This window comes from Kluyvera sp., from assembly GCF_965301105.1.
Genome location: NZ_CBDKZX010000058.1, coordinates 1 through 25,556, shown reverse-complemented (window position 1 = coordinate 25,556; position 25,556 = coordinate 1). Strand labels below are relative to the sequence as shown.

Genomic DNA, 25,556 nt, shown 5'->3' with positions numbered 1-25,556 from the left:
GAACTGCGGACGAATACTCCCGCCCACGGTGAAGTTCAGACGGCTAAGCGGGTTCCCGGCCTGCGGATCCTGCTTGAGCAGGGTAATTTCAGCCTGGGATGCGAAAGACGTTAAAGCCACTGCAGCACCGATCGATAACGCCAGTGCTTTCATTTTTATAGTCATTATTTTTCCTTGATAGATTTATAGCCAACTATCTGGCTAACAAATATTATCGTTTATTAATAAATTCCACCTCGCTGATTTTTAATGAAACGTGCGCTTTAGGTTTCCAGAATTACCGAAAGGTGCCGTAAAACAGGCAACATGATGAAAGGATGAGCGATTTCGACGAAAAGCGAGGAAGCGTGATGGCGGTTACCCGGCATTGCTGTGCTCCGCCGGGTAACGTCAGGACAGAATTAACTTGAGAACTGGCGGAACAGCGCCCGCCCCTTCAGCAGGCGCAGGCCCAAACCGCCGCCGCACAGCGACAGCAGGAACGCCCCGCACAACGGCAACGATACCCACAGACGCCAATCCGGCGACCACGGGAAATCAAACACGTGAGTTTGCAGCATCGCCAGCGCGGTTTCGGCTCCGATGGCTGCCACCAGGCCGGAAATCGCCCCCAGCAGGGCAAACTCGGCCCACAGCGTCATTCGCAGCAGCGACTTTCCTGCCCCGAGGGTGCGATACACCACCAGCTCCTGATGACGCTGACGCATCCCCACCTGCACCTGCGCCAACAGCAGCAGCACGCCGCAGGCCGTCACCAGCACCACCATCACCTCCAGCGCGCGGCTTACCTGGGCCAGCACCTGGCCGATCTGCTTTAATATCGCCCCAATATCCAGCAGGCTGACCGTCGGGAACTCGCGGTTAAGCTGCGTCAACAGCGTGTTGCCGCGATCCCAGCGGAAGCTGGTCAGCCAACTCTGCGGCTGACCGTCCAGCGCGCCGTCGGGGAAGATAAAGAAGAAGTTTGGCCGCAGGCTCTCCCAGTCGACCTTGCGGATACTGCTCACTTTGGCGGTAAAGTCCTGCGTGTCGCCGGTGAATGTGACGCTATCGCCCAGATCAATCTTCAAGCGCTGCGCCAATCCCTCTTCAATTGAGACCTCCCCGGCCTTTGGCGGCCAGCTTCCCGCCACCAGCGGGTTATGCGCCGGTCGCTGGTTTTGCCAGGTCAGGTTCAGCTCGCGATTGAGCGACTCATCCTTATTGCCTTCGGTACTCTGACCGTTAATCTGCGTCAGCCGTGCGCGGACAATCGGGTAGAACGCCGCCGGTATCACCTGGTGCTCGGCAAGGAACGTTTTCACCTCACTGACCTGCTCCGGCGCGATATTGATCAGGAAATAGTTCGGACTTTCCGGCGGCAACTGCTGTTGCCAACGATCCAGCAGATCGCCGCGCAGCACCAGCAGCAGCGCCAACAGCATAAACGACAGCGAGAAAGCCGCCAGTTGGCTCAGCGTCGACCACGGTTGACGCAGCAGGCGGTTCACCGCCAGACGCAGCGGCAGCGCGCGCAAGGTCAGGCGTTTCAGAACCTTCAGCAGCAGCCAGCCCACCAGGCCGCACAGCGCCGCCAACACCACCGCCCCGGCCAGCACCGACCACAGCAGCGGGCTGCCGCCCATCAGCCAGGCGAGCAGCAGGACAGTGACCCCGCTCACCAGCGGCAGGTAAATTTTCAGCGGCCAGACGTTGGCAACAATATCCTGGCGCAATACGCGCAGCGGTTGCGTCGCCAGCAGCAATCGGTACGGGCGCAGTCCCACCAGCAGGGAAATCACCGTCATCGACCCCACTGCCCACAGCCACGGCCAGGCGCTGGCGGCGGGCAGCGCCGCGGGCAGCACCGGCTTCAGCAGAGTCAGTAAGATAGATTCAAACAACAGCCCCATCGCGCCGCCCGCCAGCGCGGAGAGCGCCAGCAACAGCAGCCACTGGCCGATAATCAGCTTACGCAGCTGCGCGCGCCCTGCCCCCAGCGTTTTGAGGATGGCCACCAGATCGTAGCGGCTGCGGCAGTAGTGCCCCATCGCCACCGCCACGGCAGCCACCGCCAGCAGCAGCGTCAGCAATGCCGACAACAGTAAAAATTGCTGGGAACGCTGCAACGATTTGCCCAACGCGCCGTCGTCCTGATCCGGCCCGATCCAGCGGTTCTCAGGTTTGAGCTGCGGTAGCAGCCAGCTTTCATAGCTCGCCAGCTGCGCCGCATTGCCAGCGAACATATAGCGCCAGCTCACCCGGCTACCGGGCTGCACCGCGCCGGTTTTCGCCACGTCGGCCAGGTTCATCATCAGGCGCGGAGCCATCTGGAACGGGTTAAAGCCGCTGTCCGGCTCCTGCACAATCTCCCCGGCGATACGCAGCGTGGCATCGCCAACATCGATATTGTCGCCGGTTTTCAGGTTCAGCAGCGCCAGCAGACGCGGCGCCAGCAGTACCGTGCCGGCGGCGGGCTTCAGGCTGGCCGGGGTGGTTTCCAGAACGCCATACAGCGGGTAGCTATCGTCTACCGCCTTCACATCCGCCAACTGCGGGGTATCACCCGCCCAGGTCATGGTGGAGAAGTTAATCTGTTCGCCCACCGTCAGCCCCAGCGCACGGGCTTTTTCCAGCCATTCGCGCGGCACTTCACGCGAGCTGCGCAGCACCCGGTCACCCGCCATATATTCGCGGCTTTGCTGATTAAGCCCTTTGTCCATTCGGTCGCTGATACTGCCCAGCGCCAGCACGCAGGCCACCGCCAGGCTTAGCGCCAGCCAAACAATCAGCAGCGACGGCGAGCGCCATTCTCGCCAGAACCAGCGTAAAATCATGCTTCCTCCCGGAGCTGCCCGTCGACCAGACGCAGACGGCGGTCACAGCGGGCGGCCAGCTGAGCGTCATGGGTAACCAGAATCAGCGTGGTGCCGTGTTCGCGGTTGAGCGAAAACAGCAGGTCGGCAATTTTGTCGCCGGTATGGCGGTCGAGGTTACCGGTTGGCTCATCGGCGAACAGCAAATCCGGGCGGCCGTTGAACGCGCGGGCCAGCGCCACGCGCTGCTGCTCACCGCCGGAAAGCTGGGCGGGAAGATGCTGTAGACGTTTGCCAAGCCCGAGCTGTTCCAGCAGCGCTTTTGCCCCCTGTCGGCTTTGCGCGTCGCTTTCACCGCGCAGCAGCGCCGGTAGCTCGACGTTTTCCAGCGCGTTGAGGGTCGGTATCAACATAAAAGATTGAAACACAAAGCCGATATGCTGAGCGCGCAGGCGTGCCCGAGCCTCTTCGTCCATGTTATCCAGCGGCTGGCCTAAGAGCTTCACCGTGCCACTGCTGCCATCGTCCAGCCCGGCAAGAATCGCCAGCAGCGTCGACTTGCCGGAACCCGACTCGCCAATTAAAGCAAGGGTTTGCGCCGGTTTGACAATCAGGTTAACTCCGGTAAGGATGGAAAGCTCATGCTCCCCCTGACCGACGGATTTCTTAAGATGATGCACTTCAAGTACGTTTTCCGCTGGCATTTGCCTTTCCTGTTTTTAATACTGTTTAGCCTTCGCGCCGCGGCGGCGGACACGCTGTTAGTTCTTGGCGATAGCCTGAGCGCGGGCTATCGCATGGCGGGTACTGCCGCCTGGCCTGCCCTGCTTAACGACAAGTGGCAGCCTGATATCACGGTCATCAACGGTAGCATCAGCGGCGACACCGCCCAGCAGGGGCTGGCGCGCCTGCCCGCATTGCTGAAACAGCACCAGCCGCGCTGGGTGCTGGTCGAGCTTGGCGGCAACGACGGCCTGCGCGGATTTCCACCGCAGCAGATTGAACAGACCCTGCGCACCGTTTTGCAGCAGATCAAAGCCGCTAACGTCCAGCCACTGTTAATGCAAATTCGTCTGCCCGCAAACTACGGACGCCGCTATAATGAGGCGTTTAGCGCGGTTTATCCGAAACTCGCCAGCGAATTCACTATTCCACTGCTGCCCTTCTTTATGGAAGAGGTCTACCTTAAGCCGCAGTGGATGCAGGATGACGGCATTCATCCCAACCGTGACGCCCAGCCGTTTATTGCCGACTGGATGGCGACACGTCTGGCTCCATTAGTTAATCACGACGCCGGAAAGTAAAGCGGTGTCTTCAGGTAAAGTTATGCAAAAATCGGTCTTAATTACAGGATGTTCCAGCGGCATTGGCCTGGAAAGCGCGCTTGAGCTGAAGCGTCAGGGGTTTCGCGTGCTCGCCGCCTGTCGTAAACCTGAGGATGTGAAGCGGATGAACGGCATGGGCTTCACCGGCGTGCTGCTCGACCTCGACAGCCCGGAAAGCATCGATGCCGCCGCCGAAGAGGTCATCGCGCTCACCCATAATCGCCTGTTCGGCCTGTTTAACAACGCGGGCTATGGCGTCTACGGCCCGTTGACCAGCATCAGCCGTGAGCAGATGGAGCAGCAATTTTCCGCCAACTTCTTTGGCGCTCATCAGCTTACCATGCGTCTGCTGCCCGCCATGGTGCCTCACGGCGAGGGGCGCATCGTGATGACCTCCTCGGTGATGGGGCTGATTTCCACGCCGGGCCGCGGCGCCTATGCGGCCAGCAAATATGCGCTGGAGGCGTGGTCCGACGCGCTGCGCATGGAGCTGCGTCATTCCGGCATCAAGGTCAGCCTGATCGAACCCGGCCCGATTCGCACCCGCTTTACCGACAACGTGAACCAGACCAGCGACCAGGCGGTGGAAAACCCGGGTATTGCGGCTCGTTTTACGCTCGGCCCGGACGCGGTGGTAGAAAAGGTGCGTCACGCCTTTATCAGCGATAAGCCGAAATTACGCTACCCGGTCACCCTGGTCACCCATGCCGTATGCTGGCTAAAACGCCTGCTGCCGGGGCGCGTCATGGACAAAATTCTGCAGGGGTAACGTTGAAGCGTGCGCTTTTGCCCCCATCTCGAATACAAACCGACTACAGAGAATGACTCATGTCCGTACAGAATATTGTAAACATTACTGAAGCTAACCTGCACCAGACGCTGGAACAATCCGTTGCCACGCCGGTGCTGTTCTACTTCTGGTCCGAGCGCAGCCAGCACTGCCAGGAGCTGACGCCGGTGCTGGAAAATCTGGCGGCGCAGTATAACGGTCAGTTTATTCTGGCGAAGGTCGACTGCGACGCCGAGCAGATGGTCGCCTCACAGTTTGGCCTGCGCGCCATCCCGACCGTCTACCTGTTCCAGAACGGCCAGCCGGTTGACGGCTTCCAGGGCCCGCAGCCGGAAGAGGCCATTCGCGCGCTGCTCGATAAAGTGCTGCCGCGTGAAGAAGAGCTGAAGGCGCAAGAGGCGCTGGCGCTGATTCAGGAAGGTAAGCACGCCGAAGCGCTGCCGCTGCTGAAAGACGCCTGGCAGCTTTCCGGCCAGGACAGCCAGATCGGCCTGCTGCTGGCGGAAACGCAGATTGCGCTCAATCGCTCTGAAGACGCGGAAGCGGTGCTGAAAACCATTCCGATGCAGGATCAGGATACCCGCTATCAGGGGCTGGTCGCGCAGATTGAGCTGTTGAAGCAGGCGGCGGATACGCCGGAGATTCAGCAACTGCAACAACAAGTAGAGCAAAACCCGGACGACGCGGCGCTGGCCTCGAAGCTGGCGCTGCAGCTGCATCAGGTTGGGCGTAACGAAGAGGCGCTGGAACTGCTGTTCAGCCATCTGCGTAAAGATTTAGGCGCGGCCGATGGTCAGGCGCGCAAAATGTTGCAGGAAATTCTGGCTGCGCTGGGCACCGGCGACGCGCTGGCGTCGAAGTACCGCCGCCAGTTGTATTCGCTGCTGTACTAACAGCGAGCGTTATCTTGTCGGCCTGATGGCGCTACGCCTGGCAGGCCGACGTTTCACTATGCGCTACGCGCGCTTCTTCAACTGCGTCACCACCAGCTGGTGACGGGCGTTATAAAACTTCCGATAGGTCAGATAGCAGGCAATAATGGTCGACAGGCTGGCGGTCGAAAGCAGCATAAAAGTGACCATAATCTGATACTTAATCGCCTTCACCGGGTCGATACCAGCAAAAATCAGCCCCGACATCATCCCCGGTAAGCTCACCAGCCCCACGGTTTTCGCCGAATCCACGGTCGGAATTAACGACGCGCGAATGCTCTCGCGAATCAATCGCGCGGAGGCCATTTTCGGCGTCGCCCCCAGGCTCAGTTTTTCCTGAATTTGCTGCTGCTCGGCGCTAAAGCGCTGACCGAGGTTGTTGTAGCACAGCCCCACCGCAATCATGGCGTTACCGGCGATCATCCCGGAAATCGGGATCACCTGCATTGGCACAAAGGCAATCGAGCCGGAAAAAACCAGCACCGCCAGCGTCAGCCCGGCCCCGGTGGTAATGGCGATAAACGACGATACGAAGGCTTTATCGATATACTTACTGCGCTTTTGCGCGTTATACGCTGCGTTAAAGCAGATAAACAGCACCATCAGCAGCGTCAACACCGCATGGTTAACGTTGAAAATATACTTCAGCACGTAGCCGACAATGATCAGCTGCACCACCGCCCGGCAGATACTCCAGATGATGTCTTTTTCCAGCGCCAGCTTTTCCCGGTAGCTCACCAGAATCGCCACCAGCACCAGCACCATCGACAGCGCCAGTGATTGGTTCGTAATAATATGTTCGTTATTCATGACGTAACTCCCTGACGCTCTCCTGATGGGATGGCAGCGTAATCACTTCATCCGCATGGCTAATTTCATCTTTATCATGGGTGACCCACAGCACGGCGACGTTTTGCTCGCGGACATACTGATGAATAATCTCATTGACGTTCTTTTTATTTTGCTCATCCAGCGCGCTGGTAATTTCATCGAGCAATAAAACCTTGGGCAAAAATTGTAGATTGCGAATCAACGAAACCCGCTGTTTTTCCCCACCTGACAGATCATTAATCGATTTTGACAGCGTATCTTCCGCCAGATCAAAGCGCGACAACTGGCCCAGAAAACGATCGGGATCCGGCTGCTGATTACGGATTTGCCAGGGGAAAATCAAGTTGTCGTAAACCGTATCGCCAAACAGCGCGGGCGTCTGCGCGCAGTAAGAAACCTGCTGGCGATAGGCTTCCGGCGACAGGGTATTGATATCCTGCCCGGCAAACAGAATGTGTCCGCCGCTCGGTGAAAGGAGCGAAGCGATGATTTTTAATAAAGTGCTTTTACCGCAGCCTGACGGGCCGGTGATGAGCTTAAATTCACCGGGGGCCACGCTAAGATTGATATTCTCAAGGACCGTTTTCTTGCCAATATGAAAGCTTACCTGCGTAAGCTGTAGAATCGCGCTATTTTCCTTCATTGCCTTTCTTTGCCCTGTTTTTTCTTTTATCTCTTGTAGTGTAACGCCAATTAATTTCAGGGGGCGAATTTCACCGCCAGAGCCGATATACTTATTGCAGTTACGGACAGTAAAACAGGAGGTTTTATGCTGGTGTTTATCCCTATTCTTATCTTCGTCGCACTGGTAGTCGTCGCCGCGGGGGTCAAAATCGTCCCGCAGGGCTATCAGTGGACGGTTGAACGTTTTGGCCGCTACACCAAAACCCTGCATCCAGGCTTAAGTCTTGTCGTGCCGTTTATGGATCGTATTGGCCGCAAAATCAATATGATGGAGCAGGTCCTCGATATTCCATCGCAGGAAGTTATCTCTAAAGACAACGCCAACGTCGCCATCGACGCCGTGTGCTTTATTCAGGTGATCGACGCGCCAAAAGCGGCGTACGAGGTCAGCAACCTGGAACTGGCGATCATCAACCTGACGATGACCAACATTCGTACCGTGCTCGGTTCCATGGAGCTCGACGAAATGCTCTCCCAGCGCGATAACATCAATACCCGCCTGCTGCATATTGTCGACGAAGCCACCAATCCGTGGGGGATTAAAATCACCCGTATTGAGATTCGCGACGTGCGCCCACCGGCAGAGCTTATCGACGCGATGAACGCGCAGATGAAGGCCGAGCGTACCAAGCGTGCCTATATCCTGGAAGCTGAAGGGATCCGCCAGGCGCAGATCGTCAAAGCCGAAGGTGAAAAACAGGCGCAGATTCTCACCGCCGAGGGCGAGCGTCAGTCCGCGTTCCTGCAGGCAGAGGCCCGCGAGCGTTCCGCAGAAGCGGAAGCGCGCGCCACCAAAATGGTCTCTGAAGCGATTGCCGCCGGGGATATTCAGGCGATTAACTACTTTGTGGCGCAAAAATACACCGATGCCCTCCAGCAGATTGGCTCGGCGAATAATAGCAAAGTGGTGATGATGCCGCTGGATGCCAGCAGCTTGATGGGGTCTATCGCCGGGGTTGCCGAGCTGATTAAAGACAGCAGCCGCGACCGGAAATCATCATGATCGCGCTGGTGCTGGCGCACCCACATATCTTCTGGCTGAGCCTCGGCGGCCTGCTGCTGGCGGCAGAAATGCTCGGCGGTAGCGGCTATTTGCTGTGGAGCGGCGTGGCTGCTGCGGCTACCGGGCTGATAACCTGGGTGCTGCCGCTCGAGTGGGCATGGCAGGGGACGCTGTTTGCGGTGCTGACGCTACTGGCAGCCTGGCTGTGGTGGAAGTGGCTCAGCCGTCGGGGCGACAGACAGCGCCCGGCGGAAAGTCAGCTTAACCAGCGTGGACAGCAGTTGCTGGGGCAGCGGTTTACCTTAGACAACGCGCTGGTCAACGGACGCGGCCATATGCGCGTCGGCGACAGTTCGTGGCCGGTCCGCGCCGACGAGGATCTGCCCGCGGGCAGCAACGTTGAGGTGATTGCGGTGGAAGGGATCGTCCTGCGTATCAGGCTCTCCCCTCCTCGTTAGTCGTCAAACCTGGGCTTTACGATGGCAGCAGCCGGAAAGATTATCAATAATCGGGCAGTCGGCGCTGTCATCCCCCGGGCAGGATGCCGCCAGCGACAACAGCTGCTCGCGCATCGCCTGCAGATCGCTGATGTGGCGCTCAATATCCGCCACTTTCTGTAGCGTATAGGCTTTGACGTCGGCGCTGTGGCGTTTCGGGTCGTTAAACAGATTCACCAGCTCGCCGCACTCTTCCAGATTAAACCCAACCTGCCGCGCCTGGCGCAGCAGCGTAAACTCATCCAGATGCTTTTGCGTGTAGCTGCGGTAGCCGTTCTCGCTGCGCAGCGGCGGCGTCACCAGCCCCTTCTCTTCATAAAAGCGAATGGCTTTGCTGGTCAAACCGGTTTTTTTGGCAACATCACTGATATTCACGTTTCCCCCTTGACCTTCCCCTTGCTGGAAGGTTTAACCTTTCTCACTGTAGACCAAAAGATGAATTTGGTCACCCATCAATTGAGGAGAGGAATATGTCTCAAACTATCGATCTGGCGCTGGACGGTCTGTCCTGCGGCCACTGCGTCAAACGCGTGAAGGAGAGCCTGGAGCAGCGTCCTGACGTTGACCATGCGGAAGTGACCATCGATGCGGCGCACGTTACCGGCAGCGCGAGCGCCGAGGCGTTGATTGACACCATCAAACAAGCCGGTTACGGCGCGGAGCTCAGCCACCCAAAGGCTAAACCGCTGGCAGAGTCATCACTCCCGTCGGAAGCACTGACAGCGGCCTCCCCTGAGCTTCCGGCAGCACAGGAACTGGATGACAGCCAACAGCTGCTGATCAACGGTATGAGCTGCGCCAGCTGCGTTTCCCGGGTCCAGAATGCCTTGCAGGCGGTACCGGGCGTGGTCCAGGCACGGGTAAACCTGGCGGAGCGCACGGCCCTGGTGATGGGTCATGCGTCCGCCAGCGATTTAGTCCAGGCCGTAGAGAAAGCCGGCTACGGCGCAGAAGCCATTGAAGACGATATTAAACGCCGCGAACGTCAGCAGGAAACCGCGCTGGCGACCATGAAACGTTTTCGCTGGCAGGCGATCGTCGCCCTGCTGGTAGGTGTGCCAGTCATGGTCTGGGGCATGATCGGCGACAATATGATGGTCTCCGACGACAACCGCTCGCTGTGGCTGGTTATCGGCCTCGTCACCCTGGCGGTGATGGTGTTTGCCGGCGGTCATTTTTACACCAGCGCATGGAAAAGCCTGAAGAACCGTACCGCGACGATGGATACCCTCGTGGCGCTCGGGACCGGTGTCGCCTGGCTGTATTCGATGAGCGTCAACCTGTGGCCGCAGTGGTTCCCGATGGAAGCCCGCCACCTCTATTACGAAGCCAGCGCCATGATTATTGGTCTGATTAACCTTGGCCATATGCTGGAAGCGCGAGCGCGCCAGCGTTCGTCCCGAGCGCTGGAAAAATTGCTCGACCTGACGCCGCCCACCGCGCGGGTCGTCACCGACGACGGTGAAAAAACGGTGCCGCTCGCCGACGTACAGCCGGGTATGATCCTGCGCCTCGCCACCGGCGACCGCGTTCCCGTCGACGGCGAAATCAGCCAGGGCGAAGCCTGGTTCGATGAAGCGATGCTGACCGGCGAGCCGATTCCGCAACAGAAAGGCGACGGCGACAGCATTCACGCCGGTACGGTGGTGCAGGACGGCTCAGTCTTATTCCGCGCAAGCGCCGTGGGTAGCCATACCACTCTGTCACGTATTATCAAAATGGTGCGCCAGGCGCAGAGCAGCAAGCCGGAAATCGGCCAGTTGGCGGATAGAATCTCCGCCGTGTTCGTGCCGGTGGTGGTGGCGATTGCCATTTTCAGCGCCGCCATCTGGTACTTCTTTGGCCCTGCGCCGCAGATTGTCTACACCCTGGTGATCGCTACCACGGTGCTGATCATCGCCTGTCCGTGTGCGCTGGGTCTGGCTACGCCGATGTCGATTATTGCCGGTGTCGGTCGCGCCGCAGAGTACGGCGTGCTGGTCCGCGACGCCGACGCGCTACAGCGCGCCAGTGAACTGACCACGCTGGTGTTTGATAAAACCGGTACCTTGACCGAAGGTAAGCCGCAGGTTGTCGCGGTGAAAACCCTCGGCGCGATCGGTGAATCGACCGCGCTGCGCCTGGCCGCCGCGCTGGAGCAAGGTTCGAACCACCCTCTGGCGCGTGCAATTCTGGAGAAAGCCGCCGATAACACGTTGCCACAGGTCACCGCGTTCCGCACGCTACGTGGGCTGGGGGTCAGCGGCGAGACCGAAGGACACACGCTGCTGCTGGGCAACCAGGCGTTGATGCACGAACAGCAGGTGGATACCCGCGAGCTGGATAACGAACTGGCTCAGCAGGCGGCTCAGGGAGCCACGCCGGTACTGCTCGCCATTGATGGTCAAGCCGCCGCGCTGTTCGCCATTCGCGATCCGCTGCGTAGCGATAGCGTCGCCGCCTTGCAGCGACTGCATCAGGAAGGCTATCGACTGGTGATGCTGACCGGTGATAACCCGGTAACCGCTAACGCCATTGCCAAAGAGGCGGGCATTGATGAAGTGATTGCCGGCGTACTGCCGGACGGTAAAGCGCAGGCGATTAAAGACCTGCAGGCGCAGGGCCAGAAGGTGGCAATGGTCGGCGATGGTATCAACGATGCCCCGGCGCTGGCGCAGGCCGACGTCGGTATCGCCATGGGCGGCGGCAGCGATGTAGCGATTGAAACCGCGGCGATTACGCTGATGCGCCACAGCCTGGTGGGCGTTGCCGATGCGCTGGCGATCTCCCGCGCCACGTTGCGCAATATGAAGCAGAACCTGCTCGGCGCCTTCGTCTATAACTCGCTGGGCATTCCGATTGCCGCGGGGATCCTCTGGCCGCTGACCGGTACGCTGCTCAACCCGGTCGTTGCCGGAGCCGCAATGGCGCTCTCTTCCATTACGGTAGTGAGCAACGCCAACCGCCTGCTGCGCTTTAAACCTAAAGCCTGACCCACCGTCCTGCCCGAAACGGGCAGGGCGCGTTTGCACCTTTCTCCCCAGCGCGCTAGCATGGAATTTTCCTTCCAGGGAGCGCGGATGAGTCTGTTATATCAACTACAACGTCTATGGCGAACCCTGCGCGGTTCGCCTTACGGCTGGCCAGCGCTCGACGTGTCGCTGCCCGGTGGCCGCCACCTGCATCTGGTCGGCAGCATTCATATGGGGACACGCGATATGTCTCCCCTACCGGCAAAGCTGGTGAAGAAACTGCATCAAGCCGACGCGCTGATTGTCGAAGCCGATATTTCCGGCAATGAAACGCCGTTCAGCAATCTGCCGGAATTCCCGCCACTCGCCGAGCGTCTGAGTGCCGAACAGTTAAGCGAACTGGAAAAACGGGTCAGCGAGCAAGGAATGTCGCTGGTCCGCTTTGATAACCAGCCGTTATGGCAGATAGCGATGGTGCTGCAAGCCACCCAGGCGCAGCGGCTGGGATTACGTCCGGACTACGGCATTGATTATCAGTTGCTGCAGGCTGCGCGCGCGGCGTCGCTGCCGGTTCAAGAACTGGAGGGCGCAGACAGCCAGGTCAGCCTTTTGTGCCAGTTGCCCGACGGCGGCATGGCGCTGCTCGACGATACGCTGACGCACTGGCACACCAACGCGCGACTGTTACAGGTGATGATCGGCTGGTGGCTCGAGCAGCCACCGACGAACGGCAGGACTTCGTTGCCCAATACCTTTAGTCAGTCGCTGTATGATGTGCTGATGGTGAAGCGAAATGAAGCCTGGCGCGACGCGCTGCTGGCGCTGCCGCCGGGGCGCTATGTGGTCGCCGTGGGAGCGCTTCATCTGTATGGCGAAGGCAATCTGCCGGAGATGCTGAAATAAAAAAAATGGCCAATATCTCTATTGGCCCGTCAAAGAGGAATTTCATCATTATTATTATCCCGAAGTAATCACTCCGGATCTTTCGATTGTCGCTCAAAGTTGCTGCAACTGCCAATACCTATTGCGCAAGATTATACTATTTTTTAGTCCGTTTTAGGGCGTATGCTGGCTGCATACCCTGTCTGTAGTAAGAAGGAACGTTATGACTCCCGCGGTTAAGTTACTCGAAAAGAACAAGATTCCGTTTAGCATTCATACCTACGATCACGATCCGAATGAAACGAACTTTGGTGACGAGGTGGTGCGAAAATTAGGACTGAACGCTGACCAGGTTTACAAAACTCTGCTGGTGGCGATGAACGGCGATATGAAACAGCTGGCGGTAGCGGTCACGCCGGTCGCCGGACAGCTGGATTTAAAAAAGGTCGCGAAGGCTTTAGGGGCGAAAAAAGTCGATATGGCCGATCCGATGGTGGCCCAGCGCGTCACCGGCTATCTGGTCGGCGGCATTAGCCCACTGGGGCAAAAAAAGCGTCTGCCCACGGTGATTGATGCGCCGTCGCAGGAATTTGCTTCGATTTATGTTTCAGGCGGCAAACGCGGGCTCGATATTGAGCTGGCGGCGGGTGATTTAGCGAAAATTCTTGGCGCGACGTTTGCGGATATTGCGCGACGGGATTAAACAGACGGTTCTCCCCTCACCTAAACCCTCTCCCCAAAGGGAGAGGGTATTGGACAACGCCCGAGCTTACTGCCAGCTCACTTCCCCTTTCGGTTCGTAAGCATTCACATCCAGCGGCGAGTTCTGCTCAATGTACTGCTTAAGCACCTCGGCATCGATAAACCCGGTATTCACATACCCTGGTTTGTTGTCGATTTTCGGGTAGCCATCACCGCCGGTAGCGTTAAAGCTCAGCGTCGCCAGACGATAGGTTTTCGCCGGGTCGACCGGTTCGCCTTTGATTTTCAGGTCCTGAAGCTGGCCGTTCTTCGCCACAAAGCTGACGTTGGCAAACTGCGGATAAGCGCCGGAATCGGGCTTCATCTGCGCCACGGCGGTCAGATACTCCACTACCTCTTTACCGCTCATATCGGCATACACCACCACGTTACCGAACGGCTGCACCTTCAGCACGCTCTTGTAGGTGATATTTCCCGCTTCAATGGAATCACGAATGCCGCCGCCGCTCATCACGCCAAAGTCGGCGCCGGTACGCGCCATCTGCGCTGCCAGAATCAGGTGACCCATATTGGTCTGCACGAAGCGAACCTTGCTGCGGTCGCCTTCCAGATGCCCGTTCACGCTGCCCACTTTCACTTCCAGCTGCGCCTTGCCTTTACTCTGGAACGGCGTCAGCAGCGAGAGCATCTGCGGGTTTTCCGGAATTTGCGGCGTGTAAAGTACGCGCTCACTCTGCCCGTTATCGTAGGTGACTTTCTTCTTCAGGTTCACCGGGATCAGCTGATAGTGCACCATTTTCAGCTCGCCGTTGCGGAACTCGAAATCGGCGCGGCCCACATATTTGCCCCACTCATGGGCCTGCACAATCCAGATACCGTTCTGTTTATCTGGCGCACACGGGGTGCCCGGCACGTAGTCGACCTGCTTTTTATTCTCCGAAGCCATGCACACCGGATCCTGTGAGTGACCACCCACAATCATCGCTAACGCGCCGGTCGGCAGGCTGCGCGCCATCTCGACGTCGCCCGGCGCGTTTGAACCGTGTTCGCCGTTATCGTAGTGGCCCATGTGGGTCGCGGCCAGAATCAGGTCAGGCTTCTCTTTCTGCTGGAGCTCCTGAATCACCAGCTTCGCTTCTTCCGCCGGTTTGCGGAATTCAATATCGGTGAAGTATTCCGGGTTGCCAATTTTGGCGGTGTCATCGGTGGTTAAACCGATAACGGCAATTTTCAGGTCCTGGCGTTTAAAGATCGCCCACGGTTTAAACAGGCGTTCACCGGTACTTTTCTGGTAAATATTGGCGGAGAGGAACGGGAATTTGGCCCATTTTTCCTGCTGACGCAACACGCTCAGCGGGTTATCAAACTCATGGTTGCCGACAGCCATCGCGTCGTAGCCCACCAGATTCATGCCACGGAAGTCTGGCTCGGCGTCCTGCAGGTCTGATTCCGGTACCCCGGTATTGATATCGCCGCCCGACAGCAGCAGCACGCTGCCGCCTTCAGCCGCGACTTCCTTACGAATGCCGTCGACCAGCGTTTTTTGCGCGGCCAGACCGTACTCGCCGTATTCACTGCGCCAGAAGTGCCCATGGTGATCGTTGGTATGCAGGATGGTGATTTTATAGGTTTTATCTTGCTGATAAGCCTGTGAAGGCAGGCTGACTAACGACAGTGCCGTCAGCATCGCCAGCGCCACGCCTCGTTTGACGAATTGCATGTTTCTCTCCCTGAGTGAATAACAACCGCAGAAATTACAACGCTATGAAATATTAGTCTAATTTGTTTTCAGAAATGAGACTTCCTTCAAACGTCTTAGACAGGTATCTTAGTCTGATAATTATTATTAAAGCGTTTATCTCCAACATCGCACTACCAAATATAAGTGGAATCTATGGCAATCACTGAAACCAGCCCTACACGGCCTGGCCCATCTGCGTCTTCGCAAAAGGGCCGTACCTCATTCGGTATCCTGGGAGCGATCAGTCTCTCCCACCTGCTCAACGACATGATTCAGTCGCTGATTCTGGCGATTTATCCGCTGCTGCAGTCCGAATTCTCTCTGACCTTCGTGCAGATTGGGATGATTACCCTCACCTTCCAGCTCACATCGTCCCTCTTCCAGCCGGTCATCGGCTACATCACCGATAAGCGTTCGATGCCGTGGTCGCTGCCGGTGGGCATGTGCTTTACCCTGAGCGGGCTGGTGCTGCTGGCGCTGGCGGGCAGCTTCGGTACGGTGCTATTGGCCGCCGCGCTGGTGGGTACTGGCTCATCGGTGTTCCATCCGGAATCATCCCGCGTGGCGCGAATGGCCTCCGGTGGCCGTCACGGCCTGGCGCAGTCAATCTTCCAGGTGGGCGGTAACTTCGGCAGTTCGCTGGGGCCGTTGCTGGCGGCGGTTATCATTGCGCCGTACGGGAAAGGCAACGTGGCCTGGTTTGTGCTGGCGGCGCTGTTGGCTATCGTTGTGCTGGCGCAGGTCAGCCGCTGGTACGCGGCACAGCACCGTATGGCGAAAGGCAAACCGAAAGCTGCGATTATCAATCCGCTGCCGAAAAACAAAGTGATTCTTGCCGTCTGCATCCTGCTGATGCTGATTTTCTCGAAATACTTCTATATGGCGAGCATTAGCAGCTACTACACCTTTTATCTGATGCAAAAATTCGGATTATCGGTACAAAATGCGCAGATTCACTTATTCGCCTTCCTGTTTGCGGTTGCCGCAGGGACCGTCATTGGCGGGCCGGTGGGTGACAAAATTGGCCGTAAATATGTGATTTGGGGCTCTATCCTCGGCGTTGCGCCGTTTACCCTCCTTTTACCCTACGCGACCCTTTGGTGGACCGGGATTTTAACGGTCATTATTGGATTTATCCTCGCCTCGGCGTTTTCTGCCATTCTGGTGTACGCGCAGGAGCTATTACCGGGGCGTATCGGGATGGTTTCCGGGCTATTCTTCGGTTTCGCTTTCGGCATGGGTGGCCTTGGCGCCGCCGTGTTGGGGCTGGTGGCCGACCATACCAGTATCGAGTTGGTTTATAAAATATGTGCTTTCCTACCACTTATTGGCATGTTGACCATATTCTTACCTGATAACCGCCAAAAACACTAAATTCCGGGCAGCCAAACCTTCATTTTGGCTGCCACCTTTCTCCCCGCTACCGCGCGTCGTCTCTGACTTCTCATATTCAACTTTCATTTTTGTGCCATTTACTCTTAAAAATTCAATTTTTTAGCTAAATTCAAGAATTATTCACAAACAAAATAGTGGAAATTGTCATAAACTATTACGAGGTTTTTTGGTTTTCAGGCTGTTGCGACACTCTGCGCCAAAAATGGGACCACGCATCACGACGAAAGGAGACGGAATGCATCACGCCACACCGCTAATCACCACCATTGTTGGTGGCCTTGTGCTCGCTTTTTTCCTTGGCATGATTGCCAATAAGTTAAGAATTTCTCCACTGGTAGGATATTTGTTAGCGGGCGTACTGGCCGGACCCTTTACTCCAGGATTTGTCGCTGATACCAAACTGGCACCAGAACTCGCGGAATTAGGCGTTATTTTGCTGATGTTCGGCGTCGGTCTCCATTTCTCACTGAAAGATTTGATGGCGGTAAAGTCCATCGCCATACCCGGCGCGATAGCGCAGATAGCGGTCGCCACCCTGCTCGGGATGCTGCTCTCCACCTTCTTAGGCTGGTCCATAATGACCGGCATCGTCTTTGGCCTGTGCCTGTCTACCGCCAGTACCGTGGTGCTGCTGCGCGCGTTAGAAGAACGACAGCTTATTGATAGTCAGCGGGGGCAGATCGCCATCGGCTGGCTGATCGTTGAAGATCTGGTGATGGTCCTGACGCTGGTGCTGCTGCCCGCCGTCGCCGGAATGATGGAAAAAGAAAATATCGGTTTCGCCTCGCTGGCTATCGATATGGCGATAACCATCGGTAAAGTGGTGGCGTTTATCGCCATTATGATGCTGGTTGGCCGCCGCCTGGTGCCGTGGATCCTCTCTCGCAGCGCCGCCACCGGCTCTCGCGAACTGTTCACGCTCTCGGTACTGGCGCTAGCGCTGGGCATCGCCTTCGGCGCGGTAGAACTGTTTGACGTCTCGTTCGCGCTGGGCGCGTTCTTCGCCGGGATGGTGCTGAACGAATCCGAACTGAGCCATCGTGCGGCGCACGATACCCTGCCGCTACGTGACGCGTTTGCGGTACTGTTCTTTGTCTCCGTCGGCATGCTGTTTGATCCGCTGATTCTGATTGAGCAGCCGCTGGCGGTACTGGGAACGCTGGCAATCATCATCTTCGGTAAATCGCTCGCCGCGTTTGGCCTGGTGCGTTTGTTCGGCCACTCCCAGCGTACCGCCCTGACCATCGCCACCAGCCTCGCGCAGATTGGCGAATTCGCCTTTATTCTCGCCGGTCTGGGCATGGCGCTGGATCTGCTGCCGCAAGCCGGGCAAAACCTGGTGCTGGCGGGGGCGATTCTCTCCATTATGCTCAATCCGGTGCTGTTCTCCGTGCTGGAGAAATACCTCGAGAAAACGGAAACGCTTGAGGAACAGACCCTGGAAGAGGCGCTGGAAGATGAAAAACAGATTCCGGTAGATATCTGTAACCACGCGCTGCTGGTTGGCTACGGTCGCGTCGGCAGCCTGCTCGGCGAGAAGCTGATGGCGCAAGGGATTCCGCTGGTGGTGATTGAAACCTCCCGTACCCGCGTGGACGAACTGCGCGAGCGCGGCATTCGCGCGGTACTGGGTAATGCCGCCAACGAAGAGATTATGACGCTGGCGCATCTCGACTGCGCCCGCTGGCTGCTGCTGACCATTCCAAACGGCTATGAGGCCGGAGAAATCGTCGCCAGCGCCCGCGAGAAGTATCCGCATCTTGAGATTATCGCCCGTGCGCATTACGACGATGAAGTCGCGTATATCAGCGAACGAGGTGCCAATGAGGTGGTCATGGGTGAGCGTGAGATAGCGAAAACCATGCTGGGGCTATTGAGCGATCCGCCGTTGAGTGAGGCTGTTAGCGGATAGCATCGTAAGCCGGATAAGGCAAAGCCGCCATCCGGCAATGTGCGTGCCTGATGGCGCTACGCTTATCAGGCCTACGCGTTTACGTAGGCCTGAATAACAATATTACCGCTCCCAGTACGCCTCTTCGAGGCTATCTTCTTTCTCCGGCAGGCCGCGCGTCAAACGCGGCGAATGCTGGTTCAGCACCTGATAACTCACGCGGTTAGCATACTTACACACCTGCGCCAGCGACGAGTAGGTCAGCCAGTTATGCTGGTGCTTACTGGAATTCGGCACGTTGCTGCGATGGTAAGCGTTAGCGGTAATGTCGTGCAGCAGCGCCGCCAGCGCGCCGTCACCTGCGCCGTTGGTATTCATGATCTTCTCAGGGCCACCCATAAACGGCGCAATGTGCGAGTAGATGCGCAGCGGATCCTGACAGTCTTTATAGCGCACCGCACGGCTGAATTCGTACTGGTTAAACTCGGCAATGGCCCCCGGCAGCAGCGGGTGCTGAGTTTTGCGCTTGGCTTCGTTTTCGGTGAAGCCCGCCATATACAGCCCGGTCGGCCCGGCGGTACACAGCACCAGGTCCACCCAATCCAGCGCTTTATCCGCCGCCTGTAACGGGTCGCTCAAGCCGGTCAACGCTTCCGCTTCTTCTTCGTTCATCGCCAGAATCGACACGTGCTCTTTAATAAAGCTCTGCCACCATTCCGGGCTATCGGCAATCACAAACTTGGTGCCCAGCGTCAGCACCACTGGCACATTGTGTTTCTTCGCGTAGGCGATGGCCTGCATCGTGGCGTCCGGCATCGGCTCGCCCGGCTTGCAGCGCACCAGGTAGGAGGTGAGCACCAGCGCAGAGGCGCCGGCAATCACCGATTCCGGCACGCTTTCCGGACGCAGTTTGTTCATGTGTCCTGGGCTGATAGCAAAAGTACGCTCTCCGCTTTCGCTGATCAGCGTAAAGCAGCGGCCAATCGGGCCATCGACACCCTGTAGATGGTTGAGGTCGGTACGGCTGGAGGTATTACACAGGTAACGATAGGCATAGCCGCCAATTTCAATATTGCTGCACATCACGCCCAGCAGCACCGAGCGGTCGTCCGCCAGTACCGAATAGTTGTGCATGGTATTACCGATGGTGCCACCGGCAAACTGATGGGTAATCAGGCTCTCGCGTACCAGTTCCTGGTATAGCGCTTCCGCGACATCATCTTCAATCACCAGCGAATGCCCGGCGCTCAGGCCGTAGCGCTGAATAAACGCATCGTCGACTTTGGCTTCAATATCCACCAGCGTCTGGTCGATACCGACAACCCAGGCGGTACTGGTTTCACTTTCAGGTTGAATCTGCTGGAGCAGCGGATCGCGAGCGTCCACCGGGAAGTAATGTTTAGATTTGCGTTTACCGGGAAATTTCATGGTGATTTCTGGATGACTAGGAACAAGCGGGGAATAGTAGCACACTCCCCCGCCTGCTTGCGATTAGCGATACGACGCCGTCAGATTCACCATCATTTCGATATGCGCGGCATCGTCATTGAGCGCCGGAATATACTCATATTTCTGCCCGCCCGCCTCGAGGAACAGTTCGCAGTTTTGTACCGCAATCTCTTCCAGCGTCTCAAGGCAGTCGGCAGAGAAACCTGGGCACATCACCTGAATATGTTTCACGCCCTTTTCCGCGAGCATCTTGAGCGTTTCGTCGGTATACGGCGTGAGCCACGGTTCGCGGCCAAAGCGCGACTGGAAGGTCATCATCACCTTATCAGGCGAAATACCCAACGCGGAGACCAGTTCACGCGTGGTGTCACGACAGCGCTGCGGGTAATCGTCGCCTTCATTAGCATAACGCTGAGGAATACCGTGGTAGGAAAGCAGCAGGAGATCGGGCTCGCCGTGACGCTCAAATGACGCCCGTGCGCTCGCCGCCAGCGCCTGAATATAGTGGCGATCGGTCGCGTAATCACGAATAAACGAGACGCCCGGAATCGCGCGTTTGGTTGCCAGAATGCGTGCCAGTTCATCCCACACCGCAGCCACGGTGGAACAGGAATACTGCGGATAGAGCGGCAACACGATGAGCTGGTCAACGCCCTGCGCCAGCAGTTCATCCACCGCGCTTTGCAGCGATGGCGTGCCATAGCTCATGCCCAGCACCACCGGCACATCCGGCAGACGTGCCGCCAGCGCCTGCTGCTGACGACGGCTGTAGACCAGCAGCGGTGAGCCCTCTTCCATCCATACCGATTCATATAGCTTCGCCACTCTCGGCGCGCGGATCGGCAGAATGACGCCGCGCAGCAACGGCCACCAAAGCAGGCGAGGCGTATCCACGACGCGCTTATCGCTTAAGAACTGCTTCAGATAGCGTTTAATGGCTTCAGACGTGGGAGCATCGGGAGTGCCGAGGTTAACCAGCAGGATACCAGGTTTCTTATGATGCATTACCGCCTCTTATCGATTCAAATTGTTGATAATTGTAGCGGAAAAGCGAGGAAGAAAAACTAATTGCTGTGAGAGGTAAAGCGAGAATTTTTGCCTGATGGCGCTGCGCTTATCCGGCCTACAGAACGGCATAGATCGGATAAGGCGTTTACGCCGCCATCCGGCATCGGATGGCGGCACAACATTAGCCGAGAATTTTTTCCAGCTCTGCGCGGACGTCAGCCACGGCCTGAGTGCCGTCAACTTTCGCGTATTTGGTGTTACCCGCCTGCGCTTCTTTGGAGTAGTAGCCGATCAGCGGAGCGGTCATCTGATGGTATTCCACCAGGCGCTTACGTACGGTTTCTTCCTGATCGTCTTTACGGGTGGTCAGCTCTTCGCCGGTCACGTCGTCTTTACCTTCAACCTTAGGCGGGTTGAATTTGATGTGGTAAACGCGGCCAGAAGCAGCGTGTACGCGACGACCCACGATACGGTCAACGATCAGTTCGTCAGGAACATCGAACTCCAGAACGTAGTCCACGTTGATGCCCGCTTCTTTCATGGCGTCAGCCTGCGGAATGGTGCGCGGGAAGCCGTCCAGCAGGAAACCGTTGCGGCAGTCTTCCTGAGCGATACGCTCTTTGACCAGCGCGATAACCAGTTCGTCAGTAACCAGTTTGCCGGCGTCCATGATGTCTTTAGCCTGTTTGCCCAGCTCGCTGCCGGATTTAACAGCGGCGCGCAGCATATCACCGGTGGAAATTTGCGGAATGCCATATTTCTCCATGATGAACTGTGCCTGAGTTCCTTTACCCGCGCCAGGTGCGCCAAGCAGAATGATACGCATTGCGAAAATCCCCTCAAAGGTTGTCAATATTTTTTAAAAAGCGCTAAAAGATACCACCAGAACGGCGATGGCTCAAGGAAGGCGGGACGGCTGAAACGGTTAATGGTCAGATATTTTGCGTACGGAGCAGTTTGATGCCCTCACCCCGCCCCTCTCCCACTGGGAGAGGGAGAATACCAGCGCCGGGCCAGTCCCCCTCCCTTTCAGGGAGAGGCTTAGGGTGAGGGTAAGGTTTATGACACCAGCAGCTGGTTCATGCGGCGGATAAACTGGTTAGGATCGTCCAGCGTACCGCGCTCGGCGAACAGCGCCTGGTCAAGCAACAGTTCAACCCACTCTTTAAACTGCCCTTCGTCCTGGGTATCCGCGGTGCGTTTCACCAGCACGTGGTCCGGGTTCAGTTCAAAGATGTACTTCACTTCCGGCGCGGCCTGGCCCGCAGCGGCAAACAGCTTCGCCATCTGGGTGCTCATTTCATCGGCGTCGGTGGTGACGATGGCCGGGGTGTCAGTCAGACGGTGAGTCAGACGCACCTCTTTCACACGGTCGCCCAGCAGGGTTTTCACGCGTTCAACGAACGGGGTCAGCGCTTTTTCTGCTTCTTTAGCGCTCTCGTCCACTTCATCCGCCAGCTTGTCGATGGACTCATCGGCTTTAGCAACGGACTGGAACGGCTTGCCGTCGAACTCGGTCAGGTAGTTCATCATCCACTCATCGATGCGGTCGGAAAGCAGCAGCACTTCGATGCCTTTCTTACGCAGCAGTTCCAGGTGCGGGCTGCTCTTCGCCGCGGCATAGCTGTCAGCGGTGATGTAGTAGATCTTCTCCTGCCCTTCTTTCATGCGCGACACGTAGTCGGCCAGCGACACGTTCTGCTCGGAAGTGTCGGTATGGGTAGATGCAAAGCGCAGCAGTTTGGCGATCGCTTCCTGGTTAGCATGGTCTTCCGCCGGACCTTCTTTCAGCACCAGACCAAACTGTTTCCAGAAGGTCAGATACTTCTCGGCGTCGTCTTTCGCCAGCTTATCCAGCATCTGCAGTACGCGCTTGGTCAGGGCGTTACGCAGGTTACGGGTGACGTTGCTATCCTGCAAAATTTCACGGGAGACGTTCAGCGGCAGATCGTTGGAGTCTATCAGCCCGCGCACGAAGCGCAGGTAGTTCGGCATAAACTGCTCGGCGTCGTCCATGATAAAGACGCGCTGCACGTACAGCTTCAGACCGTGTTTATGATCGCGGTTCCACATATCCCACGGCGCCTGCGACGGAATGTACAGCAGGCTGGTGTACTCCTGCTTACCTTCTACACGGTTGTGGCTCCAGGTCAGCGGGTCGGTAAAGTCGTGGGCGATGTGCTTGTAGAACGCTTTGTATTCGTCGTCGTTCAGCTCAGCTTTATTACGCGTCCACAGCGCCTGCGCTTTGTTGATTTTCTCCCAGGAAACCACGGTTTCGCCGTCTTTCTCTTCGGATTTCTCAATTTCTACCGGCAGCGCGATATGGTCGGAGTATTTGCTGATGATCGAACGTACGCGCCAGTCGTCGAGGAACTCGTCCTCGCCTTCACGCAGGTGCAGGGTAATTTCAGTACCGCGATCGTCTTTGGTGATGTCGGCCACGGTGTATTCGCCCGCGCCTTCGGATTCCCAGAACACGCCGTTCTCTGCGCTATCGCCCGCCGCACGGGTGCGCACGGTAACTTTATCCGCCACAATAAACGCGGAATAGAAACCGACGCCGAACTGACCGATCAGCTGGCTGTCTTTCGCCTGGTCTGAGCCCATGGATTCGAGGAAAGCCTTAGTGCCGGACTTAGCGATGGTGCCAAGGTGATCGATCACCTCGTCACGATTCATACCAATACCGTTGTCGGCAATGGTCAACGTACGCTTATCTTTATCGAAGGAGACGCGTACGCGCAGCTCGCCATCGCCCTCATACAGATCCGGGTTGGACAGCGCGCGGAAGCGCAGCTTGTCGGCAGCATCTGAAGCGTTAGAGATAAGCTCACGCAGGAAGATTTCTTTATTGGAATACAGAGAATGGATCATCAGGTGCAGAAGCTGTTTTACTTCTGACTGAAAGCCACGTGTTTCTTGTCCTTTCATTGCAAAATACCTCAATGGTGATTACAAGGTAAAAAAAGCGATGAGAGGAAAATGGGGATGGGTGGAGAGGATTTCAAGCGAGAGCAGAAAATCCTGCTCTCGTTTGATTAAAAACGAATCTTATGACGACCGGCCAGCGAGTGCGACAGCGTGGTGCCATCGACCATCTCCAGCTCGCCGCCTACCGGAACGCCGTGGGCGATACGGCTGGCTTCAACGCCATATTGCGCGCACAGCTCAGCGATATAGTTGGCCGTGGCTTCCCCTTCCACCGTCGGGTTGGTGGCGAGGATAATCTCCGTGAGCTGCTCCGTTTCCAGACGCTGCTCAAGGCGGTCGAGGCCAATATCATCCGGGCCGATGCCGTCGAGCGGCGACAGATGCCCCATCAGCACGAAGTAGCGGCCGGAGAACTGCCCGGTCTGCTCAATGGCGTAGATGTCCGCCGGACTCTCCACCACGCAGATCTGGCCGTTTTCCTGGCGACGCGGGTTCGCACAAATGTTGCACACCTCCTGCTCGGTGAAGGTACGGCAATCGGCGCAGTGGCCGATTTCCGACATCGCGCGGGTTAACGCTTGCGCCAGACGCATCCCGCCGCTGCGGTCACGCTGCAGCAGGGTAAACGCCATGCGCTGCGCCGACTTCGGGCCAACGCCCGGCAGGCAGCGCAGTGCTTCCATCAGCTGAGTTAACAGCGGACTGGTTTGCATCAGAACGGCATCTTGAAGCCTGGCGGCAGCTGCATACCGGAGGATACAGAGGCCATTTTCTCTTTCTGGGTTTCATCAATACGGCGCGCCGCATCGTTGAACGCCGCAGCGACCAGGTCTTCCAGCATCTCTTTGTCGTCTTCCAGCAGGCTTGGGTCGATTTCAACGCGACGGCAGTTGTGCGCGCCGTTGATGGTCACTTTGACCAGACCTGCGCCAGATTCGCCGGTGACTTCCAGCTGGGCGATTTCTTCCTGCATTTTCTGCATTTTGTCTTGCATCTGCTGGGCCTGTTTCATCAGGTTACCCAGACCGCCTTTACCAAACATAGGCTTCTCTCTCAGTAGGTCACGTTAAAGAATAACGACCGTAAGCAGCGCTTGCGGTCAAATGGGGCGAATACTCTCTTCATCCAGGTCCGCATCGAAGAATCGGCGCAGGGTCTGAATGTTATTATCCGCGATGATCGACTCACGCGCCTGCGCGAGTTTCTCTTCATAAATGGCCTGTCGCCACTCCAGCGGTGTACGCACCGCCGGATTATCATCTTCCACGATGGTCAATTCAACAGGCGCGCCGTATAAACTGCTCATCGCCTCGGCCAGCTTCTGCTTCGCGCCGGGCGAATTCAGGTGCCGCTGCGTCGGGCGCAGATGCAGGCACACCGCATTGCCGTCCTGCTCTTTCCACGCGTTGAGCGCCACCTGCTCGACCAGCTTCGGCAGCGCCATCTGGCTGACCTCCGCCGCCCACGGGTCGCGCTCTAATGATTCCGCCGCCAGCTTCGCCGACAGTTCCGGCGTTTTTTCATGCTCCAGCGCTTTCTTCAACGCTTTTGGCGTGGCGACTTCTTCTTTTTTGACTTCTTCAACCGGCGTGGTCGCTTTCCAGCGATAAGCCTCTTTTTTCGCCGCCGGTTGGGTCAACGCGGACGGCGCCGGACGCGCCTGAACGCGTTCGGACACCGAAGCCAGTCTTTCCAGCGCAGCGTTATTCACCGGCCGCGCGCGGGAAGCGGCTGCCGGTTCACTCT

Annotated in this window: 23 protein-coding genes, 2 pseudogenes and 1 other annotated feature; of the genes and pseudogenes, 11 read left to right on the top strand and 14 right to left on the bottom strand. The window is 57.4% G+C overall.

Annotated elements, in window-relative coordinates; all coding sequences use genetic code 11:
• From ACW14G_RS16965 to ybbA, 3 genes and pseudogenes are all read right to left on the bottom strand, one after another.
• Positions 1-165, bottom strand: a pseudogene (locus tag ACW14G_RS16965) (porin); the annotation flags it as partial.
• Positions 166-401: 236 nt separating this feature from the next.
• Complete coding sequence (ybbP, locus tag ACW14G_RS16960) at positions 402-2,816, bottom strand: putative ABC transporter permease subunit YbbP (RefSeq protein ID WP_249022199.1); 2,415 nt, start codon at positions 2,814-2,816, stop codon at positions 402-404.
• Entirely contained in the window at positions 2,813-3,499 is a 687-nt protein-coding gene (gene ybbA, locus ACW14G_RS16955) for a putative ABC transporter ATP-binding protein YbbA (RefSeq protein WP_064548049.1), read from the bottom strand. Before ybbA ends, ybbP begins: the two co-directional genes overlap by 4 nt.
• Between ybbA and tesA the strand changes: the two genes are divergently transcribed.
• From tesA to ACW14G_RS16940, 3 genes are read left to right on the top strand one after another with little or no spacing between them, the layout of a single operon-like run.
• On the top strand, positions 3,467-4,099 hold the full coding sequence (gene tesA, locus ACW14G_RS16950) for a multifunctional acyl-CoA thioesterase I/protease I/lysophospholipase L1 (RefSeq protein WP_223804060.1): 633 nt from the start codon (positions 3,467-3,469) through the stop codon (positions 4,097-4,099). The genes ybbA and tesA overlap by 33 nt on opposite strands.
• Positions 4,100-4,121: 22 nt before the next feature.
• The gene (locus ACW14G_RS16945) at positions 4,122-4,889 is read left to right on the top strand and encodes an SDR family oxidoreductase (protein WP_223804059.1); all 768 of its coding nucleotides are present in this window, start codon (positions 4,122-4,124) and stop codon (positions 4,887-4,889) included.
• A gap of 59 nt (positions 4,890-4,948) precedes the next feature.
• Positions 4,949-5,803 carry a co-chaperone YbbN gene (locus tag ACW14G_RS16940; RefSeq protein WP_249022200.1) on the top strand — a complete coding sequence of 285 codons (855 nt, stop codon included), beginning with the start codon at positions 4,949-4,951 and terminating at the stop codon, positions 5,801-5,803.
• 63 nt (positions 5,804-5,866) lie between these two features.
• Here the strand turns inward: ACW14G_RS16940 and fetB are convergent, their stop codons facing one another.
• On the bottom strand, positions 5,867-6,652 hold the full coding sequence (gene fetB, locus ACW14G_RS16935; protein WP_163445969.1) for an iron efflux ABC transporter permease subunit FetB: 786 nt from the start codon (positions 6,650-6,652) through the stop codon (positions 5,867-5,869).
• Positions 6,645-7,316, bottom strand: coding sequence for an iron efflux ABC transporter ATP-binding subunit FetA (gene fetA, locus ACW14G_RS16930; protein ID WP_249022201.1), 672 nt, complete (start codon positions 7,314-7,316; stop codon positions 6,645-6,647). The genes fetB and fetA overlap by 8 nt, the downstream gene beginning before the upstream one ends.
• A 126-nt stretch (positions 7,317-7,442) precedes the next feature.
• On the opposite strand from fetA, the gene ACW14G_RS16925 reads away from it, so the two are divergent.
• Together ACW14G_RS16925 and ACW14G_RS16920 are read left to right on the top strand one after the other, a co-directional pair.
• The gene (locus ACW14G_RS16925; RefSeq protein ID WP_064548038.1) at positions 7,443-8,360 is read left to right on the top strand and encodes an SPFH domain-containing protein; all 918 of its coding nucleotides are present in this window, start codon (positions 7,443-7,445) and stop codon (positions 8,358-8,360) included.
• Positions 8,357-8,818 (top strand): NfeD family protein, encoded by a 462-nt coding sequence (locus ACW14G_RS16920; RefSeq protein ID WP_167576456.1) that lies wholly within the window; start codon positions 8,357-8,359, stop codon positions 8,816-8,818. Before ACW14G_RS16925 ends, ACW14G_RS16920 begins: the two co-directional genes overlap by 4 nt.
• A gap of 3 nt (positions 8,819-8,821) precedes the next feature.
• On the opposite strand, the gene cueR is transcribed toward ACW14G_RS16920, so the two are convergent.
• Entirely contained in the window at positions 8,822-9,232 is a 411-nt protein-coding gene (gene cueR, locus ACW14G_RS16915) for a Cu(I)-responsive transcriptional regulator (RefSeq protein ID WP_065356834.1), read from the bottom strand.
• 95 nt (positions 9,233-9,327) lie between these two features.
• Here cueR and copA point away from each other — a divergent pair, with 95 nt between their 5' ends.
• From copA to ybaK, 3 genes are all read left to right on the top strand, one after another.
• Entirely contained in the window at positions 9,328-11,829 is a 2,502-nt protein-coding gene (gene copA, locus ACW14G_RS16910) for a copper-exporting P-type ATPase CopA (RefSeq protein WP_249022202.1), read from the top strand.
• Positions 11,830-11,916: 87 nt separating this feature from the next.
• A complete protein-coding gene (locus tag ACW14G_RS16905; protein ID WP_249022203.1) occupies positions 11,917-12,711 on the top strand; it encodes a TraB/GumN family protein in 795 nt (264 codons plus the stop codon).
• Positions 12,712-12,913: 202 nt separating this feature from the next.
• Positions 12,914-13,393, top strand: a complete 480-nt coding sequence (gene ybaK / locus ACW14G_RS16900) for a Cys-tRNA(Pro)/Cys-tRNA(Cys) deacylase YbaK (protein ID WP_035891819.1) — start codon at positions 12,914-12,916, stop codon at positions 13,391-13,393.
• 66 nt (positions 13,394-13,459) lie between these two features.
• Here the strand turns inward: ybaK and ushA are convergent, their stop codons facing one another.
• On the bottom strand, positions 13,460-15,112 hold the full coding sequence (gene ushA, locus ACW14G_RS16895; protein ID WP_163445962.1) for a bifunctional UDP-sugar hydrolase/5'-nucleotidase UshA: 1,653 nt from the start codon (positions 15,110-15,112) through the stop codon (positions 13,460-13,462).
• A 174-nt stretch (positions 15,113-15,286) separates the two neighbouring features.
• On the opposite strand from ushA, the gene ACW14G_RS16890 reads away from it, so the two are divergent.
• Both ACW14G_RS16890 and ybaL read left to right on the top strand, forming a co-directional pair.
• The gene (locus tag ACW14G_RS16890) at positions 15,287-16,507 is read left to right on the top strand and encodes an MFS transporter (protein WP_064548026.1); all 1,221 of its coding nucleotides are present in this window, start codon (positions 15,287-15,289) and stop codon (positions 16,505-16,507) included.
• A 256-nt stretch (positions 16,508-16,763) separates the two neighbouring features.
• The gene (ybaL, locus tag ACW14G_RS16885) at positions 16,764-18,440 is read left to right on the top strand and encodes a YbaL family putative K(+) efflux transporter (RefSeq protein WP_064548024.1); all 1,677 of its coding nucleotides are present in this window, start codon (positions 16,764-16,766) and stop codon (positions 18,438-18,440) included.
• Between the two features lie 102 nt (positions 18,441-18,542).
• Here ybaL and ACW14G_RS16880 read toward each other — a convergent pair whose 3' ends face one another.
• Both ACW14G_RS16880 and hemH read right to left on the bottom strand, forming a co-directional pair.
• Entirely contained in the window at positions 18,543-19,847 is a 1,305-nt protein-coding gene (locus ACW14G_RS16880) for an inosine/guanosine kinase (protein WP_163445961.1), read from the bottom strand.
• Between the two features lie 63 nt (positions 19,848-19,910).
• A complete protein-coding gene (gene hemH, locus ACW14G_RS16875; protein WP_249022204.1) occupies positions 19,911-20,873 on the bottom strand; it encodes a ferrochelatase in 963 nt (320 codons plus the stop codon).
• Between the two features lie 84 nt (positions 20,874-20,957).
• Between hemH and ACW14G_RS16870 the strand changes: the two are divergent.
• Positions 20,958-21,038, top strand: a pseudogene (locus ACW14G_RS16870) (hypothetical protein); the annotation flags it as partial.
• Positions 21,039-21,057: 19 nt separating this feature from the next.
• On the opposite strand, the gene adk reads toward ACW14G_RS16870, so the two are convergent.
• The 5 genes from adk to ACW14G_RS16845 all read right to left on the bottom strand — a co-directional run.
• Positions 21,058-21,702: an adenylate kinase gene (gene adk, locus ACW14G_RS16865; protein ID WP_014069168.1), complete on the bottom strand. Its 645-nt coding sequence runs from the start codon at positions 21,700-21,702 to the stop codon at positions 21,058-21,060.
• Positions 21,703-21,935: 233 nt separating this feature from the next.
• On the bottom strand, positions 21,936-23,810 hold the full coding sequence (gene htpG / locus ACW14G_RS16860; protein ID WP_163445959.1) for a molecular chaperone HtpG: 1,875 nt from the start codon (positions 23,808-23,810) through the stop codon (positions 21,936-21,938).
• A 107-nt stretch (positions 23,811-23,917) separates the two neighbouring features.
• The gene (recR, locus tag ACW14G_RS16855) at positions 23,918-24,523 is read right to left on the bottom strand and encodes a recombination mediator RecR (protein ID WP_064548015.1); all 606 of its coding nucleotides are present in this window, start codon (positions 24,521-24,523) and stop codon (positions 23,918-23,920) included.
• On the bottom strand, positions 24,523-24,852 hold the full coding sequence (locus tag ACW14G_RS16850) for a YbaB/EbfC family nucleoid-associated protein (RefSeq protein WP_064548013.1): 330 nt from the start codon (positions 24,850-24,852) through the stop codon (positions 24,523-24,525). Before ACW14G_RS16850 ends, recR begins: the two co-directional genes overlap by 1 nt.
• A 57-nt stretch (positions 24,853-24,909) precedes the next feature.
• Positions 24,910-25,556, bottom strand: a 647-nt coding sequence (locus ACW14G_RS16845) for a DNA polymerase III subunit gamma/tau C-terminal domain-containing protein (RefSeq protein ID WP_455648691.1), incomplete at its 5' end; no start/stop codon positions are given.
• Positions 25,516-25,556, bottom strand: a sequence feature (DnaX frameshifting element). This feature is flagged as partial in the annotation. Its footprint overlaps the gene before it by 41 nt.

Bases quoted from the DNA above. Each gene is read 5' to 3' on its own strand.
- ybaK (WP_035891819.1), top strand. From the start codon at position 12,914: ATGACTCCCGCGGTTAAGTTACTCGAAAAGAACAAGATTCCGTTTAGC.
- fetA (WP_249022201.1), bottom strand. From the start codon at position 7,316: ATGAAGGAAAATAGCGCGATTCTACAGCTTACGCAGGTAAGCTTTCAT.
- adk (WP_014069168.1), bottom strand. From the start codon at position 21,702: ATGCGTATCATTCTGCTTGGCGCACCTGGCGCGGGTAAAGGAACTCAG.
- ACW14G_RS16880 (WP_163445961.1), bottom strand. From the start codon at position 19,847: ATGAAATTTCCCGGTAAACGCAAATCTAAACATTACTTCCCGGTGGAC.
- ACW14G_RS16925 (WP_064548038.1), top strand. From the start codon at position 7,443: ATGCTGGTGTTTATCCCTATTCTTATCTTCGTCGCACTGGTAGTCGTC.
- ACW14G_RS16890 (WP_064548026.1), top strand. From the start codon at position 15,287: ATGGCAATCACTGAAACCAGCCCTACACGGCCTGGCCCATCTGCGTCT.
- hemH (WP_249022204.1), bottom strand. From the start codon at position 20,873: ATGCATCATAAGAAACCTGGTATCCTGCTGGTTAACCTCGGCACTCCC.
- ACW14G_RS16850 (WP_064548013.1), bottom strand. From the start codon at position 24,852: ATGTTTGGTAAAGGCGGTCTGGGTAACCTGATGAAACAGGCCCAGCAG.
- ACW14G_RS16920 (WP_167576456.1), top strand. From the start codon at position 8,357: ATGATCGCGCTGGTGCTGGCGCACCCACATATCTTCTGGCTGAGCCTC.
- copA (WP_249022202.1), top strand. From the start codon at position 9,328: ATGTCTCAAACTATCGATCTGGCGCTGGACGGTCTGTCCTGCGGCCAC.
- ybbP (WP_249022199.1), bottom strand. From the start codon at position 2,816: ATGATTTTACGCTGGTTCTGGCGAGAATGGCGCTCGCCGTCGCTGCTG.
- ybaL (WP_064548024.1), top strand. From the start codon at position 16,764: ATGCATCACGCCACACCGCTAATCACCACCATTGTTGGTGGCCTTGTG.
- tesA (WP_223804060.1), top strand. From the start codon at position 3,467: ATGATGCACTTCAAGTACGTTTTCCGCTGGCATTTGCCTTTCCTGTTT.
- ACW14G_RS16940 (WP_249022200.1), top strand. From the start codon at position 4,949: ATGTCCGTACAGAATATTGTAAACATTACTGAAGCTAACCTGCACCAG.
- ybbA (WP_064548049.1), bottom strand. From the start codon at position 3,499: ATGCCAGCGGAAAACGTACTTGAAGTGCATCATCTTAAGAAATCCGTC.
- htpG (WP_163445959.1), bottom strand. From the start codon at position 23,810: ATGAAAGGACAAGAAACACGTGGCTTTCAGTCAGAAGTAAAACAGCTT.
- ACW14G_RS16905 (WP_249022203.1), top strand. From the start codon at position 11,917: ATGAGTCTGTTATATCAACTACAACGTCTATGGCGAACCCTGCGCGGT.
- recR (WP_064548015.1), bottom strand. From the start codon at position 24,523: ATGCAAACCAGTCCGCTGTTAACTCAGCTGATGGAAGCACTGCGCTGC.
- ACW14G_RS16945 (WP_223804059.1), top strand. From the start codon at position 4,122: ATGCAAAAATCGGTCTTAATTACAGGATGTTCCAGCGGCATTGGCCTG.
- fetB (WP_163445969.1), bottom strand. From the start codon at position 6,652: ATGAATAACGAACATATTATTACGAACCAATCACTGGCGCTGTCGATG.
- ushA (WP_163445962.1), bottom strand. From the start codon at position 15,112: ATGCAATTCGTCAAACGAGGCGTGGCGCTGGCGATGCTGACGGCACTG.